The following is a 15,987-nucleotide window of genomic DNA, read 5'->3' as shown; positions in this document are numbered from 1 at the left end:
CCGGTGGCCGCCTTGGCGGTACCCCGGCCGTAGGCAGGGGGCTGCAATGAGTGCGCTTCGCGATGCGATGAGTCACGCCGCGCTGGGCTGGGTCAAGCCGGAGCTGGACGAAACCTTGCGCCAGGCGCGCAACGAGATCGAGTACTTTGCCGAAGAACCGTCCGACACCAGTCGGATGCGCTTCTGCGCCGGCTATCTGCACCAGGTGCAGGGCACCTTGCGCATGGTCGAGTTGTACGCCCCGGCGATGGTGGCCGAAGAGCTGGAGCTGCTGGCCCAGGCCGTGCAGGTCGGCGAGGTGGTCGACCGCGACGAAGCCTGCGCCATGCTGATGCGCGGCACCGTGCTGCTGCCCGATTACCTGGAGCGCCTGCAGAACGGTCACCGCGATATCCCGATCGTGCTGCTGCCGCTGCTCAACGAGATCCGCGCCACCCGTGGCGAGCCGGGCCTCAGCGAGAGCGTGCTGTTTGCCTTCGATCCGCAGGCCGGCGTCGCTACCGAGGCCGAGCTGGACCATGCCCGCGGCAGTCTGAGCGGACGCAATCGCGAGTTGCTCGACACCGTCGGCAACGCGGTCAAGGAGGAATTGCTGCGCGTCAAGGATGCGCTGGACCTGCACCTGCGCACCGGCGGCGAGATCGCCGAACTGCAGACCCAGGTCAAGGATCTGGGCAGCGTCGCCGACACCCTGGGCATGATGGGCCTGGGCGTGGCGCGCAACGTGGTCGTGCAGCAGCGCGATGCGCTGGCGCGGGTGGTCGACGGCCAGGTGCAGATGGACGAAGGCGTGCTGCTGGACATCGCCGGCGCGCTGCTCTATGTCGATGCCTCGCTGGATGACCAGGTCGCCAGCCTCGGCGCCGATGTGGGCGACGGCAATGAAGCCAGCAACAGCGCCACGTCGTCGGAAGTGCGGCGCACGGTGGACGTGCTGGCGCAGGAGGCGATCGCCAATTTCGGTGCGGCGCGCGAGCATTTCGTCGCCTTCATCGAGACCAACTGGGATCACGCGCGCCTGACCGATGTGCCGCATCTGCTCGGCGAAGTCGGCGGTGCCCTGCGCATCCTCGAACTGCCACAGGCGGCCGACTATCTGGAAGGCGTGCGCCGCTACGTCGACCTGGAACTGATCGGCAAGCAGCGCGTGCCCAGCGGTCGCCAGCTGGACACCCTGGCCGACGCGATGGCCAGCCTGGAGTACTACCTGGAAGCCCTGCGCGAGCGCCGTCCCGGCCGCGAAGAGATCCTGGACATCACCCGCAACAGCCTGGAGACGCTGCGCTACTGGCCGCTGCCCTCGGGCCAGCCGTCCGACCTGCCGGTCGGTGCCGACCAGCCGGGCCACGTGGCCGAGCCGCAGCCACTGGCCGCATCGCTCGCACAGCAAGCCGGTGCCCCGGCGGCGGCCAACGACGCCGCACCGACGCCGTCGCTGGAATGGGCCAACGAAACCGTGGTCGAGGCGCCGTTTGCCGCCAGCGTGGTGCACGACACCGGCGCTGCCGCCACCGATACGGTGTTCTCGTTCGACCCGGTCGCCGCCGAGGAAACCGTCTCCGGCCAGGCGCACGTGCCGTTTACGGTGGCACCGCTGGACCTGTCCGACGATGGCGCGCAGGCGCCCGGCGACTGGCAGCTGGAAACCACCGAGCAGGCCGCACCGATCGCCACGTCCGTGTTCGACCCGGTCTCGGCCGAGCAGGACGGCAGCATGTCGGCCGATGCCGCGCAGGTCAGCTACACCGTGGACCTGAGTGCGCTGGAGCAGGACGACAGCGCCACGCCGGCGGTAGCCGAACCGGCGCCGCTGCAGATCGAGCAGATCGCGTTGCCGGGCGATGCCGACCAGACCGAGGCACCGCTGGATTTCATCGCGCAGGCCGGAAGCGGCCGCGTGCAGACCAGCATCGACGATGCGTTCTCGCCGCCACCGTTGCCACCCGTCGCGCCGCAGGAGCCGGCCGACCCGTTCGTCGAATCCGTGCCCGAACCGCAGCCGGCCCCGGCCGACGACGCCGCCGGGCAGGGCACTGCGCGCGTGCAGCAGGCGGTGGTCAGTGAGTTCGAACTGGACGCCGCATCGACGGCGTTCCTGGCCCAGCTCGACGCAGCCGCCGCGCAGTTCGAGGTGGAGCGTCCGCAGGCAGCGCAGGCAGCGCAGGCACCCGATGCCGATGCCCGGGCTGCGAAGGCAGCGCCCGGGCCGGCCGTGAGCGAACCGCTCCAGGCCGGTGCTGATGCCGATGCCGGCATCTTCGGTGGCTTTGGCGACAGCGATATCGACGACGATATCCGCGACGTGTTCCTGGAGGAATTCGACGAAGAACTGGTCAACCTTGGCCAGCTGCTGCCGGTATGGCGTGCCGCGCCGCACAGCCAGGACAACCTGCGCCCGATCCGCCGCGTCTTCCACACCTTGAAGGGCAGTGGCCGTCTGGTCGGTGCGCACGTGCTCGGCGAGTTCAGCTGGAAGATCGAGAGCATGCTCAATCGCGTGCTCGACAATTCGCGGCCGGCCAGCCCGGCGGTGGTGGCGATGGTCGAGCTGGCCTACGAGGTGCTGCCGCAGTTCAACGCCGCCTTGCGCGACCAGGGCCGCATCAGCGCCGACCTGCCGGCCATCCAGGCAGTTGCCGAGCGCGTGGCCGCAGGCGAAGAGGCCTATTACGTGGCCGCACCGGCGATGCCGGTGGCGGCGGAGCTCGCCTTCGTTCCGGCAGCGGCGGGCATGTTCGCTGCGAGCGGCGGCACACCGGCGTCGGTGGACAGCGTGCTGCGCGAGATCCTGGAAGCCGAAGTCGCCACCCATCTGGACACCGTCAACGCGTGGCTGCAGGCCAGCCAGGCCGAGCCGCAGTTGGCGAGCGAAGAATTGCTGCGCGCCGTGCACACCATGAGTGGCGCGTTTGCGATGACCGACGTGCCGGAAATCACGCTGGTGACCACGCCGGCCGAGAGCTACGTCAAGCGTCTGCTCGCCGCCTCGCTGATCCCGTCGCAGGAGGGCATCGACGCCATTGCCGCAACGGCGGCGGCAATCGCCACCACCGTGACCGCCCTGCGCGCCGATGCGCCGTTGATTCCGTCGTTTGCGCCGTTGACCGAGCGCCTGCGCGCGCTGGTGGAGACGCTGCCGGAAGCGCAGTGGCCACCGCAGGCATTCCTGGACGAACTGGAGGATCTGGAGGCGCCGGGCGAGATGGCCGTCGGCAGCGCGTCGGCGGTCGAGCTGACCGGTGCGCAGGACCTGTCGCCGTATCTGGACGCCAGTGCACTGCCGTCGGATGCGACCGATACCGGCGCGCCCGTGCATGCCGCCGATGACGCGGCGCAGGATGCCGCAGCGCCCGCCGACGCCGACGCAGCGATTGCGGTGGACGAACTGGCCGAGGCCGAGGCCGAAGACACCTCGGCGCTTGCGCTGGAAGCACCGGCACCACACGACGAGGCGCAAGCGGCTGACGTTGCTGCGCCGGAGCAGGAGCAGGGCGCCGATTCGCTCGAGGCCGCGCAGGCGGCGGCCGCGGATGCGCGCACATCCGAGGCGGTCACCGGGCAGGCCGTCGACGCGTTGCACGGCGATGCTGTCCAGCACCAGCACACAGACGACGCCGAAGCCGCGTCGCTTGGCACCGATGCGCACGACACGCCGGCCGATGAGCCGGTAGTCGACGCCTATGCCTGGGATGCGACCGGACTGCAGCAGGCCGGCAGTGTCGATACGGTGTCGCACGAGCCAGCAGGCGACGTGTCCGGAGCAAGCGAGCACGCGGCCGTGGACGAGTTGTCCGAAGCGGAAGCCGCGTTGGGTGAGACGCAGACGCTCGCCGCACCCGAAGCCGGGGAGATTGCTGCCGAGCGTGCAGAGGCCAAGCAGCAGTCGCCGGGCGAGCATGTTGCCGAGTACGAGCAGCACGACCAGCGCGAGGCTGACGCAAGCGCGCAGGATGCCGAAGCGGCATTGAGCGATGACGCGGCGTCCACGGACGAGGCGCCTGTCGAGACCATCGAAGCATTGGAAGCGGTGCATGCGCAGGCCCCGCTGGCCGACCACACGCAAGCGGCGACCACCGAAGACTGGACGCAGGACAGCGCGGCGCTGGATGGCGAGTCGACCGAGCAGCGCGACCACGTGTCCACCCCGCACGACGAGGCTATCGGTGCGCAGGCGCAGCCGCCCGCCGACGAGGCAGCGCAGCACGGCGATGCCGGGCTGCCGCAGGATGCCGACGCGCAGCTTGGCGACCAGTTGCAGGTGCAAGACACCGCACAGTTGGGCCAGCATCCGTCTTCCGAAGAACATGCTCTGTCGGGCGAGCAGGAGCACCTGCAGGAACCTGTGCATACGGACGAGGCTGCGCAATCGGAAGCGCATGTCGAGTCGGGCGAGCAGGAACATCTGGGCGCGTACGCGCATGCCGACGAAGTCGAGCACGTTGCGGAAGCCGAGCGCGCTGCAGAAGCAGAGCAGACTCCAGCAGCAGAGCAGGCCGAAGCAGAGCAGGCTACAGAGGCAGAACAGACTGCAGCGGCGGAATACGCCGCAGACGCAGACCACGCTGCAGACGCACAGCAGGCTGCCGAAGCGCTACCCGAACACACCATCGAGTCGGTGCAGGCCTTCGAGATGGCGCAGGTGGCCGATCAGGTCGAAGAGACCGGCGATCCGCAGTCGGAAATTGCGCCGGAGCTGCATTCGGACGTCGCTGCTGACGCCGAGGCGGACACCCATGCCGATGCCGAGGTCAACGCGCAGCATCCAGACGCAGACAAGACGCTCGAGGCTATCAACGCAACGGATGCTGTCGAGCATCCCGAGCAAGTCGAACGAACCAAACAAGTCGAGTATCCCGAATACTCCGAACGAGTCGGACACACCGAACACACCAAGCAAGCCGAACCCACCGACTCCCCAAGCGAACCCGAAGACGCCGCAGCCGTGGCCTTCAGCGCGCCGGTGGAAGACGCCGCGGCGGCCGAGACCACTGCCAACGCTGTGGGCGCAGCCTTCGATACCGGCCCGCTCAACTTCGACCAGCTCGATGGCGAACTGGTCGACATCTTCGTCGAGGAAGGCCGCGACCTGCTGGACCATTGCGATGGTCTGATCGCCCGCATGCGCGAAGTGCCGGAAGACCGCGAGGTCCTCAACGGACTGCAGCGCGACCTGCACACGCTCAAGGGCGGCGCGCGCATGGCCGGCATCAATGCCATCGGCGATCTCGGCCATGCGATCGAGTCGCTGCTCGAAGCAGTGGCGGCCAACCGGACCGATATCGACCGCGACGACGTGCGCCTGTTCGAGCGCGGCTTCGATCGCCTGCATCAGCTGTTGACCCGCACCGGCATGCACCGCGCCGTGGCGATGCCGACCGACCTGGTGGACGCCTTCGAAACCCGCACCCGTGGCCGCAATGCCGCAGAACCCAGCGACGCCGATGTGCGCGCGATCGCCAGGGCATCGGTGGAGCCGGCACCGCTGTCGGCGCCGGTGCCGGTCGAGGGCCAGAGCGAGGACGACTTCCTGCCGCGCGTGCAGCAGGAGCAGGTGCGCGTGCGTGCCGACCTGCTTGACCGCCTGGTCAACCACGCCGGCGAAGTGGCGATCTACCGTTCGCGGCTGGAACAGCAGATGGGCGCCTTCCGCGGCGCCATGGGCGAACTGGATCGCACCAACGCCCGTCTGCGCGACCAGCTGCGGCGTCTGGATCTGGAAACCGAAGCACAGATCGTGGCGCGCTATCAGCGTGAGCAGGACCAGGGCGACCGCACCTTCGATCCGCTGGAACTGGACCGCTTCTCCACCCTGCAGCAGCTCAGCCGCGCGCTGAACGAATCGGCGGCCGACCTGGGCGGCTTGCAGGGCGTTCTGGAAGACCTGTCGCGTCAATACGACGGCCTGCTGCAACAGCAGTCGCGCGTCAGCTCCGAGCTGCAGGACGGCCTGATGCGTGCGCGCATGGTGCCGTTCGACGGCCTGGTGCCGCGCCTGCGTCGCGTGGTCCGCCAGGCCGCGACCGATACCGGCAAGCAGGTGCATCTGCTGCTGGAAGGCACCCAGGGCGAACTGGATCGCAACGTGCTCGATCGCATGGTCGCGCCGCTGGAACACATGCTGCGCAATTCGGTGGCGCATGGCCTGGAAGCGCCGGAGCAACGGCGGGACGCGGGCAAGCCGGAAGAGGGCAGCATCGCGATCCGCCTGCGCCGCGAAGGCTCGGAAATCGTGCTGGAAGTGGCCGACGACGGCGCCGGGCTGGATCGCGAGGCGATCCGTCGCCGCGGCGAGCAGCGCGGCCTGATCGAACCCGGCCAGGAGCTCAGCGAGGCCGAGCTGGACGGGCTGATCTTCGCCTCCGGTTTCAGCACCTCCGAGCAGGTCAGCCAGCTGGCCGGCCGTGGCGTGGGCATGGACGTGGTGCGCAATGAAGTGCGTCAGCTCGGCGGCTCGGTGGACATCCACTCGGTACGCGGCCAGGGCGTGACCTTCACCTTGCGCCTGCCGCAGACGCTGGCGGTCACCCAGGCGGTGTTCGTGCGCATCGGCGACACCACCTTCGCGGTGCCGGTGGGGTCGGTCAGCGGTATCGGCCGCATCTCGCGCAGCCGCTACGAGTCGGGCGAGGGTGGCTACCACTACGCCGGCGAGGAGTACGTGCTGCACGATCTCGGCTCGCTGGTCGGCCAGGCCGCCGCGCGTGCCGATGGCCAGGCGCAGGTGCCGTTGCTGCTGGTGCGTGCGGGCGACCTGCGTGCGGCGGTGGCGATCGACCAGGTACTGGGCAACCGCGAAATCGTGGTCAAGCCGGTGGGCCTGCAGATCGCCTCGGTACCGGGCATCTACGGTGCCACCATCACCGGCGATGGCCGCGTGGTGGTGATCCTGGACGTGGCCCCGCTGGTGCGTCGCTATCTCAGCCAGCCGGCGCGTCCGGCGCCGGAAACCCCGGCCGAATCGCAGCGCCAGGTGCCGTTGGTGATGGTGGTGGACGATTCGCTGACCATGCGCAAGGTCACCAGCCGCGTGCTGGAACGCCACAATCTGGATGTGACCACCGCACGCGATGGTGTCGAGGCACTGGAACTGCTCCAGGAGCGCGTGCCCGACCTGATGCTGCTGGACATCGAAATGCCGCGCATGGACGGCTACGAGCTGGCGACCGCGATGCGGGCCGACCCGCGCTTCAAGGCGGTGCCGATCGTGATGATCACCTCGCGCAGCGGCGAGAAGCATCGCCAGCGCGCCTTCGAGATCGGCGTGCAGCGTTACCTGGGCAAGCCTTACCAGGAGTTGGATCTGATGCGAAACGTGTATGACCTGCTGGGGATCGCCCGTGTCCGAGACTAATGGCGCAATGGGAACTCCGGTCGCCCTGCTGGGCCGGCCCGGGCAGGCGCGCGAGCGCCTGCGTGAAGCGCTCGGCCTGGCCGGCGCCCACGTGGTGCTGGAAGACGAACCGGCGGCGGTGGACGTGCAGATGCTGCGCGATGCCGAGCCGGTGGCGGTGCTGGTCGCGCTGGAGCCGTCGATCGAAGACGCGCTCGAAGCCCTGGAGCCGGCCTTCAACATGCCCGGCGTTACGGTGATCTTCGACGAGGCCGAGCTGACCGTGCGCCGCGAGGGCTGGGAAGCGCAGCGCTGGGTGCGCCATCTGGCCGCCAAGCTGCATGGCCATGCCGATGTGTTGCCGCCAGGCACCGAGAGCGAGCCGTCGCTGCATCCGGAACCGGGCCTGGAACTGGCGCCGCGGCAGCACTCGGACCTGCAACTGGACCAGCATCTGCAGGCAGCCGCGCACGCGTTCGACAGCGTGCCCGGCGATGCCTTGTTCGCGCGTGGCACGGGCACGTCCGAGGCCGCAGCGGCGGCCGACAAACCGGCCCTGACGCTGGGCGATTCCAGCACCTGGGGCCTGGTCGACGAGGTCGCGGTGGTGGTGCGCCCGCGCGCCGAATTGAACATGGACGCGCTGTCGACCGGCGGGCTGTCGCTGGTGGAGCTGGATCAGGTCGGTACGACCACCGGTGCGGTGCTGGTGCTGGCCGGCATCGGCGGCCCGGATGCGATCCGTCGCCTGTTGTCTGCGCTGCCGCCGGAGTTTCCGCGCGCCGTGCTGGTGCGCATGACCCTGGATGGCGGCCAGTACGGCAACCTGGTGCGGCAGATGGGACGCGTGTCGGCGTTGCCGGTCGACCTGGGCGAAGCCGGCCAGGTGATTACGCCGGGCAGGGTCTATGTGCTGTCCGACGACATCGGCGTACAGCACCATGCCGGCGCGCTGGCATTCGTCGCGCAGACCGATCCGGCCGGGCTGGTGGCCGCGTTGCCGCCGGCCGACAGTGCGGTACTGATGCTCAGCGGCGCCAACGAGGCGCTGGTCGAGCCAGCGCTGGCGCTGGCCGAGCAGGGCGGCTGGCTGGCGGGTCAATCCGCCGACGGCTGCTACGACCCGGCCGCGGCGGCACGTCTGGCGCGCCAGGGCATTCTGACCGGCGACCCTGCGCAGTTGGCGCGGGCGTTGGCACAGCGCTGGCCGGCGTAAGCCGGGCGCTTCCTCTCAAGATCGGAACAGGTGCGATGAGCTACGCCAACAATGACGAAATCCGCGGCGTCCTGATCCAGGCCGGTAGCGAGCGCGTGCTGCTGCCCAACGCCACGGTGGCCGAGGTGATGTCGCGGGTGGCGGTCGAGCCGATGGCGGAGATGCCGCGCTGGGTGGTCGGGCGCATCGACTGGTATGGCTGGAAGGTGCCGCTGCTGTCGTTCGCGCGTCTGAGCGGCATGGGCGACGAGCCGACCGCGGTCAACAACAAGGTGATCGTGCTCAAGGCGCTGGGCGGCAATCCGGCGCTGCCGTACTTCGCCTTGCTCACCGCTTCGTTCCCGCAGCTGATCTCGGTGCCGCGCGATGGCCTGCTGGCCGATGCGTCCGAAGATGCGCTGCCCGACGGCGTGCACATGCGCGTGCTGCTGGGCGAGCAGAGCGCATTGCTGCCGAACCTGGACGCGATCGAAGCGCAGCTTGCGCAGGCGCTGGCGGCGATTGCCGCGTAACACGCCGCTACCGGACGACGACACTGCCGGCTTGCCGGCGATGTCGCGATGAAGGGCGGGATGGGCGCAGCAACGGCCAGGCGGGCATCGCCGTTGCTGGGTGCAGTGGGTGCCGGCATGGCCGATGCCTGAGATCTCTTGCTGCCTGTGGGCGGCCGTTAGCGGGGGCGTGATCTGTATGCATCAGCCTGATCCACACAGCACGCATGCCGCGCGCACGGCGCGACCGCGGCCGTGACGAGCCTTCCCGTCTTCGCACCCGTCCAGCACGCCGACGGTGTGATGCTGTGCGATCTGGCCGTCGTCGATCCAGCGGCGATGGCTGACTACCACAGCCGTAATCGCGCGCATCTGGCCGCTGCGATGCCGCTGCGGCCGCCGGCGTTCTACACCACCGACGGCTGGCGTCGGCTGAGCATCGCCTACCGCACTGCGGTGCCCGGCGAGCGCGAATTGCAACTGGTGTTGCTGCGCGAGGCGCAGGTGATCGGCACGGTCGGCCTCACCCAGATCCAGCGCGGTGCCTTCCAGGGCTGTCATCTGGGTTACGGCCTGGATGCGCAGCAGCAGGGGCGCGGCCTGATCCAGTGGGCGGCCACGCAGGGCATCGCGTTTGCGTTCGGCCCGCTTGGCCTGCACCGGGTGATGGCGCAATACGTCCCCGACAATCTGCGCAGTGCGCGCGTGCTGCAACGGCTGGGCTTTCAGATCGAAGGCTATGCGCGCCGTTATCTGCAATTGAACGGCGTCTGGCGCGACCATGTGTTGACCAGCAGGTTGCGCGATGACGCTGACGCCTGTGGCGGGTGAGTCTTTTCGCCCCTGATCGTGGGGGCGGCCCGGCTGCGGCGCGCATGCAGCAGGCCCGACGCAGCGCTGGTTGTGCGCGGATCCGCAGCCCACAGCGCCGCAAGGCGGTTTATCCGCGCGCAGCGCTGCCGCATGATGCAAGGCTGTCGCCGCGCAGTGCGGCTGCCTGTTTTCTTCCTGCATGGAGTTCGCCCGGATGATCCAACGTCGTCACTTCCTCAAGAGCGCCACGCTTGGTGCGATCGCTTCCGGCCTGGCCGGGTGGGGCGCGCGTGCGCAGGCGGCCGTCGGTGCCGGCACGGGCGGACGCGTTGCCGCGCTGCCGCGCGGCGCGGCGCGGGTGATTTCCACCTGGGATTTCGGCATTGCCGCCAACCAGGCAGCCTGGGGCATCCTCGGCAATGGCGGTATCGCACTGGATGCGGTGGAAGCGGGCGTGCGCGTGCCCGAAGCGGACCCGAGCAATCCCACGGTCGGCCTTGGCGGCTATCCGGACCGCGATGGGCGGGTGACGCTGGACGCCTGCATCATGGATCATCTGGGCAATTGCGGCGCGGTGGCATCGCTGGAAGACGTGGTGCACGCGATCTCGGTGGCACGCGCGGTGATGGAAAAGACCCCGCATGTGATGCTTGTTGGCGATGGCGCGCGGCAGTTCGCGCTGGAACAGGGCTTTCCGCAGACCAAGCTGCTCACGCCCAGCTCCGAAGCGGCGTGGAAAGAGTGGTTGAAGACCTCCAAGTATTCGCCGGAAGCCAATATCGAAAACCGCGCCTGGCGTGATGCCAAGCTTCCGGGCGGCAAGGACAACCACGACACCATCGGCATGCTGGCGCTGGATGCGCACGGCAACCTGTCCGGCGCGTGCACCACCAGCGGCATGGCGTGGAAGATGCACGGCCGAGTCGGCGACAGCCCGATCATCGGTGCAGGCCTGTACGTGGACAACGAGGTGGGCGGCGCGACCTCGACCGGCGTCGGCGAAGAGGTGATCCGCAATGTCGGCAGTTTCGCAGTGGTGGAAATGATGCGCCAGGGCAAGTCGCCGGCCGATGCCTGCCGCGAGGTGGTGATGCGGCTGATCCGGCGCAAGCCCGAACTCACCCGCACCTTGCAGGTCGGATTTCTGGCGATGAACAAGCGCGGCGAGGTGGGGGCGTTCGCGATCCAGAAGGGTTTCAGTTATGCGGTCTGCGATGCGCAGCGGCAGGATCTGCTGGTGCCCGGCGAAAGCCACTACACCACCGAGCCTGCGGCATGAGCGTGTCGGGGCTGGAGGTGGCCGCCGATTCGGTGGGTTCGGCATTGGCGGCGCAGGAAGGTGGTGCGATGCGGGTCGAGCTCTGCGGCGGCCTGGACGGCGGCGGGCTGACGCCCTCGTTCGGCACGCTGGCGGTGGTGCGTGAGCGGTTGCAGATTCCGCTGTATGTGTTGATCCGTCCGCGCGTGGGCGATTTCGTCTTCGATGCGGCGGAGGTCGAGGTGATGCGGCGCGATGTGGAGCAATGCGTGCGGCTGGGCTGCGATGGCGTGGTGTTGGGCGCGCTGGATCCGCATGGGCAGGTCGACATGGGCACGATGCGGGTGTTGATCGCCGCGGCCGGGTCGCTGGGTGTCACCTTCCACCGTGCGATCGACGTCAGTGCCGATCCGGCGCGTGCGCTGGAAGATGCGATCGCGCTGGGGTGCGAGCGCGTGCTGACCTCCGGTGCACGTGCGAGCGCGCTGGAAGGGATCGACACCATCGCAGCGCTGGTGCAGCAGGCGGGCGACCGCATCAGCATCATGCCGGGTGCGGGCGTGTCCGAAAGCAACGTGCTTGCGCTGCGTAACGGCACGGGGGCGCGCGAGTTCCATGCCTCCTCACGCGGGCCGGTTGCGGCGCAGGTGCATGCGCCGCATGCGTACATCTCCGACCTGGGGGGCGATTACCAGCGTACCGATGTGGCGCGTGTGCGGCGGATTGTGGGGTTGTTGCAGGAGCTGTGAGGCGCTGTGTCCCGATGGTGGAGCATGTGATCCGGGACCTCTCTGCACGCCGTGGCCGGCAATTCCAGGTGACGTGAAGACGTGGCATGGGATCTGTAGTTTGGCTGCCAGGTCCTCGACCAATCAGGCTTTGTTGCGTTGAAACGGCGGCAACGCTCAGGAGCATGTCGTGTTGAGCTCAGACGGGGCACTGTGGAAGAAACGAACGCAACGCGTTTGATCTGCTGCTTCGTTGCAGGGCCCTTGCCCGCCCACCATCGCGGGACACGCCGCAAGTACGTCCGTGTAGGCTCCGGCGCGGCATCCATGCCGCTCAGGGTCCCGCGACGGTGAGCGGGCAAGGACCAGTCGAGATGGTCGGTACGCGTGGAAAAGCGCAGGAGCGGCGGTCGGCGAGTTGCTTGTGCACTTCCATCAGTGCACGACCAACGTAGGAGGCGCGATGTCCTTGCCGGTTCCGGGACCCTTGGCGGCATGGATGCCGCCACGGAGCCTCCAGGGACGGATTCACGGCGTGTCCCGGAAGTGGTGAGGGCATCGCGCCCTCGACCAACCAGGCTTTGTTGCGTTGAAACGGCGGCAACGCTCAGGAGCATGTTGTGTTGAGCTCAGACGGGGCACTGTGGAAGAAGCGAACGCAACGCGTTTGATCTGCTGCTTCGTTGCAGGGCCCTTGCCCGCCCACCATCGCGGGACACGCCGCAAGTACGTCCTTGTAGGCTCTGGCGCGGCATCCATGCCGCTCAGGGTCCCGCAACGGTGGACGGGCAAGGACCAGTTGAAATGGTCGGTGTGCGTGTTTGCAAGCAGAGCATGAGGGATGCCGCCGAGAAGCCCCCACGGACGGATTCAAGGCGTGTCCCGTATGTGGTGAGGGCGCCGTGCCCTCGACCGTTCGATCTACTGCGCACTTTCCGGCAATGACTGCGGCGATCTCGTGTCATCTGCCTCGCTGCCAAGGCGTGTCGGATCCAGGACGACATGCTTGATGCGTTGGCGCTTCCAGGTGTAGCTGATATGGACCAGCCCATCGCGGGTCTGGATCACCGCCGGATAGGAGAACTCGTCCTTTGCGCTGTGTTCCAGCGTGAGGGCGCGTTGCCAGTGCACGCCATCGGTTGATAGCGCCACCGCAAGCGTGCCGCGACCGTCCCACCAGTGCTTGCCGGCGATGCCGGGGTTGTAGACCAGCAGGGCGCGGCCGTCGCGCAGCATCACCGCGTCGGTGCCGGCGTTGGGATTCTCCACGTCCAGCAGCTGCATCGGTTGCCAGTGCAGGCCGCCGTCGTTGGAGAACGTACTGAACACCTTGTCCTGCTGGCTGCGCCCGAGCACCTGCACGCGCCCGTCCGCATGCAGCAGGAGGCTGGGCTGGATCGCGCCGATCACCGCCGGATCATTGAGCGGCATGCCGCGTTGCCAATGCGCGCCGTCGTCGTCGCTCCATTCCAGATGCGCGCGCCAGCCACGGTCTTCGCTGCTGCTGGGCGAAAGGATGCGTCCGTTCGGCAATTGCACCGGCTTGTTCTTGATCGGGCCGAGGATGCCGTCGGGCAGGCGCTGCGGTGGCGACCAGTGCGCACCGTCATCATCCGAGGTAATGCGCAGGCCCCACCACTGCCGTGGATTGGGGCCGAGCTTGTAGTACAGCTGCACCGGGCCGGCGCTGGACTGGAACAGCACCGGATTCCAGGCCGGCAACGCAGTGCCATCCGCGCCGGCATGCGCGCCGTCGGCGATGCGTCGCGGCGGCTGCCATTGCCGCACGCCGCGCTGCGCGAGCCAGACACCGACATCGGCCGCTCCCTCGTGCGTGCCGCCGAACCAGGCGGCCAGCAGCGTGCCGGCGCGGGTTTCCAGAAGCGTGGAGGCGTGCGCCTGTGGCGTCGGTGCGGGGTCGGCGATGAACTCGCTGAGCACAATGGGCGAGGGCGGCGGCATGCGCGGTTCGGCGTGGACGGCGAAGGCGGCAAGGCTTGCGACCAGGCAGGTCGACAGACGTGACGGATGCATCGTGGTCCAGTCCTGTGCGGATTTTAAAGATACCTATTTATCATCTATTAAATACCATATGCTCTGGTCATCCCAGGCGGCCGCGGTCGCCGACCACTGCGAGGACCCGCGATGTCATCACACCCGCTCTCCCCGTTGCGCTGGCTGGCCGCCCTCGGCCTGACCGCGCTGACCCTGCCCACCGCCATCGCGCAAAACTTTGCCGAGGTCAAACCCTCGCCGCAGCAGGTAGCCTGGCAGGATCTGGAATTCGGCGTGATCGTGCACTTCAATCCCAACACCTGGCTGGACCAGGAGTGGGGTGACGGGACCGCCAGCGCCAAGACCTTCAACCCGACCAATGTGGATCCGGGCCAGTGGGCGCGCGCGGCCAAGTCGGCCGGTGCGAAGTACGTGATCCTGGTGGCCAAGCACCACGACGGGTTTGCGCTGTGGCCCACTGCCGAGAGCAATTATTCGGTCAAGAACAGTCCGTGGATGGGCGGCAAGGGCGACCTGGTCAAGCTCACCAGCGATGCGGTGCGCAAGGAAGGCATGGGCTTTGGCGTGTACCTGTCACCGTGGGATCGCCACGAGCCCAAATATGCCGATTCCAAGGCCTATGACAAGTTCTACGCTGCGCAGTTGGTGGAGCTGGCCTCGCATTACGGCCCGCTCACCGAATGGTGGCTGGACGGCGCCGGCAGCGCCGGTCATGTGTACAACTTCGACAAGTACATGGAAGAACTGCGCACCTACCAGGCCAACGCGATGGTGTTTGCCGACACCGCCTTGTTCGAGTACGGCGACGTGCGCTGGGTGGGCAACGAGGCCGGCTTCATCGAAGGCGAAAACTGGAACGTGATTGATCGCCACGGCTACCTGCGCTGGCGCCCGGTGGAAGTGGATACGCCGCTGCACAAGCTGCAGTGGTTCTGGCATCCCAACAGCGACCAGACGGTCAAGAGTGTCGACGAGCTGGTGGAGATCTGGGAAAAGAGCGTCGGCCTGGGCGGTCAGCTGGTGCTGGGTCTCGCGCCGGACAAGCGCGGCCTGTTGCCGGAAGCCGACGTCGCACGCCTGCAGGAACTTGGCCAGGCGCTGCAGGCGCGCTACGGCGCAGACAGGAATCTGGTGGCCGGCAGCATCAAGAAGACCGACGGCATCGACGCGGCGGTGGACGGCGATCGCGAGACGTTCTGGAGTGCGCCGGCCGGTTCGCATAGCGCGGTGCTGGAGCTGCAGTTCAAGCAGCCGGTGACCTTCGACAGTGCGCTGAGCATGGAGTGGATCAACGACGGCCAGCTGGTGCAGAAATACGCGGTGGAAGCCTGGCAGGACGGCAAGTGGGTGCCGCTGGCGAAGGCGCAGGCGATCGGGCGGATGAAGATCGATCACTTCGCGCCGGTGACCGCCTCGCGGGTGCGCCTGAATATCCAGTCCAGTGCGGATGCGGTGCATATCCGCGAGTTCCAGTTGTTCAATACCGGCAAGGGTGCGGCGACGCGCTGAGCGCGGTTGATCGGGTTGTAGGCGCTGGGCAAACGTGCCGATGGCCCGGACCGGCTCCCGACCGGGAGCCGGTTGGCGATGCGTTGACGGGTGGCATCGCACAGCGGTTGCGCGCGGCCACGGTGCGCCGGCGACGCAGATTGCGCACTGGTGTCGCAGGGACTCAGTCGTACGCGCGCAGGCCGTTATCGAGATGACACGCTGTGCAGTGTCTGCATGGGCGACGCGCAGCGCTCGATGCATTCACGTGATCCGGGCCGCTGGCAACGCAGACACGCTGTCGCCGGCGCGCGGCTGGGCTCAGGCGGCGCTGTCGTCGCGTTCCTGTGGCGGCAGCAGGATCTGCGGCTGCCTGGCCGAGTGGGTCTGGCTCAGGAAGGTCATCAGGTGCGCCGCTTCGGTGCTGCCGATCGGCTGGCCGGGGGCGGGCTTGCTGTGGACGTGTTCGGCAAAGGCGTGCTGGGTCTGCTCCGGAACCGCGGAGACAGGGTCTTGCGTAACGGTGGACGACGACATGAAACGCTCCTGGAACTCACGAACTGACCGTCGCCCGATGGAACGACGGGAATGCGCCACTGCCTTCCACAACGGCGTGAGCCGGTGATCTTGCCTGGAATGCGATCAGT

Annotated in this window: 9 protein-coding genes; 7 read left to right on the top strand and 2 right to left on the bottom strand. The window is 68.0% G+C overall.

Features of this window, described 5'->3' with window-relative positions:
* The first annotated feature begins 46 nt into the window (after positions 1-46).
* The 6 genes from CPBF1521_RS17200 to CPBF1521_RS17175 all read left to right on the top strand — a co-directional run bounded on the left by CPBF1521_RS17200 (position 47) and on the right by CPBF1521_RS17175 (position 11,857).
* Positions 47-7,351 carry an Hpt domain-containing protein gene (locus CPBF1521_RS17200; RefSeq protein ID WP_115677711.1) on the top strand — a complete coding sequence of 2,435 codons (7,305 nt, stop codon included), beginning with the start codon at positions 47-49 and terminating at the stop codon, positions 7,349-7,351.
* A 7-nt stretch (positions 7,352-7,358) separates the two neighbouring features.
* Positions 7,359-8,546, top strand: coding sequence for a chemotaxis protein CheB (locus tag CPBF1521_RS17195; protein ID WP_115677710.1), 1,188 nt, complete (start codon positions 7,359-7,361; stop codon positions 8,544-8,546).
* 35 nt (positions 8,547-8,581) lie between these two features.
* Entirely contained in the window at positions 8,582-9,058 is a 477-nt protein-coding gene (locus CPBF1521_RS17190) for a chemotaxis protein CheW (protein ID WP_104584626.1), read from the top strand.
* A gap of 282 nt (positions 9,059-9,340) precedes the next feature.
* Complete coding sequence (locus tag CPBF1521_RS17185) at positions 9,341-9,868, top strand: GNAT family N-acetyltransferase (RefSeq protein WP_115677709.1); 528 nt, start codon at positions 9,341-9,343, stop codon at positions 9,866-9,868.
* A gap of 196 nt (positions 9,869-10,064) precedes the next feature.
* Entirely contained in the window at positions 10,065-11,129 is a 1,065-nt protein-coding gene (locus tag CPBF1521_RS17180) for a glycosylasparaginase (RefSeq protein ID WP_115677769.1), read from the top strand.
* Positions 11,126-11,857, top strand: coding sequence for a copper homeostasis protein CutC (locus CPBF1521_RS17175; protein WP_104584622.1), 732 nt, complete (start codon positions 11,126-11,128; stop codon positions 11,855-11,857). Before CPBF1521_RS17180 ends, CPBF1521_RS17175 begins: the two co-directional genes overlap by 4 nt.
* Before the next feature lie 900 nt (positions 11,858-12,757).
* On the opposite strand, the gene CPBF1521_RS17160 is transcribed toward CPBF1521_RS17175, so the two are convergent.
* Positions 12,758-13,870: a sialidase family protein gene (locus CPBF1521_RS17160; RefSeq protein ID WP_115677708.1), complete on the bottom strand. Its 1,113-nt coding sequence runs from the start codon at positions 13,868-13,870 to the stop codon at positions 12,758-12,760.
* Between the two features lie 111 nt (positions 13,871-13,981).
* Here CPBF1521_RS17160 and CPBF1521_RS17155 point away from each other — a divergent pair, with 111 nt between their 5' ends.
* The gene (locus tag CPBF1521_RS17155) at positions 13,982-15,361 is read left to right on the top strand and encodes an alpha-L-fucosidase (RefSeq protein ID WP_115677707.1); all 1,380 of its coding nucleotides are present in this window, start codon (positions 13,982-13,984) and stop codon (positions 15,359-15,361) included.
* Positions 15,362-15,661: 300 nt separating this feature from the next.
* Here CPBF1521_RS17155 and CPBF1521_RS17150 read toward each other — a convergent pair whose 3' ends face one another.
* Positions 15,662-15,877 carry a hypothetical protein gene (locus CPBF1521_RS17150; protein WP_104648211.1) on the bottom strand — a complete coding sequence of 72 codons (216 nt, stop codon included), beginning with the start codon at positions 15,875-15,877 and terminating at the stop codon, positions 15,662-15,664.
* Between the last annotated feature and the right edge of the window lie 110 nt (positions 15,878-15,987).

This window comes from Xanthomonas euroxanthea (assembly GCF_900476395.1).
In the GTDB taxonomy this organism is placed as follows: Bacteria; Pseudomonadota; Gammaproteobacteria; order Xanthomonadales; family Xanthomonadaceae; genus Xanthomonas; species Xanthomonas euroxanthea.
The sequence above is the reverse complement of the archived record's forward strand: the minus strand, read 5'-3'. Positions and strand labels throughout refer to the sequence as shown.

Coding starts and splice junctions, on each gene's coding strand:
- CPBF1521_RS17200 (WP_115677711.1), top strand. CDS start 47: ATGAGTGCGCTTCGCGATGCGATGAGTCACGCCGCGCTGGGCTGGGTC.
- CPBF1521_RS17195 (WP_115677710.1), top strand. CDS start 7,359: ATGGGAACTCCGGTCGCCCTGCTGGGCCGGCCCGGGCAGGCGCGCGAG.
- CPBF1521_RS17190 (WP_104584626.1), top strand. CDS start 8,582: ATGAGCTACGCCAACAATGACGAAATCCGCGGCGTCCTGATCCAGGCC.
- CPBF1521_RS17185 (WP_115677709.1), top strand. CDS start 9,341: ATGCTGTGCGATCTGGCCGTCGTCGATCCAGCGGCGATGGCTGACTAC.
- CPBF1521_RS17180 (WP_115677769.1), top strand. CDS start 10,065: ATGATCCAACGTCGTCACTTCCTCAAGAGCGCCACGCTTGGTGCGATC.
- CPBF1521_RS17175 (WP_104584622.1), top strand. CDS start 11,126: ATGAGCGTGTCGGGGCTGGAGGTGGCCGCCGATTCGGTGGGTTCGGCA.
- CPBF1521_RS17160 (WP_115677708.1), bottom strand. CDS start 13,870: ATGCATCCGTCACGTCTGTCGACCTGCCTGGTCGCAAGCCTTGCCGCC.
- CPBF1521_RS17155 (WP_115677707.1), top strand. CDS start 13,982: ATGTCATCACACCCGCTCTCCCCGTTGCGCTGGCTGGCCGCCCTCGGC.
- CPBF1521_RS17150 (WP_104648211.1), bottom strand. CDS start 15,877: ATGTCGTCGTCCACCGTTACGCAAGACCCTGTCTCCGCGGTTCCGGAG.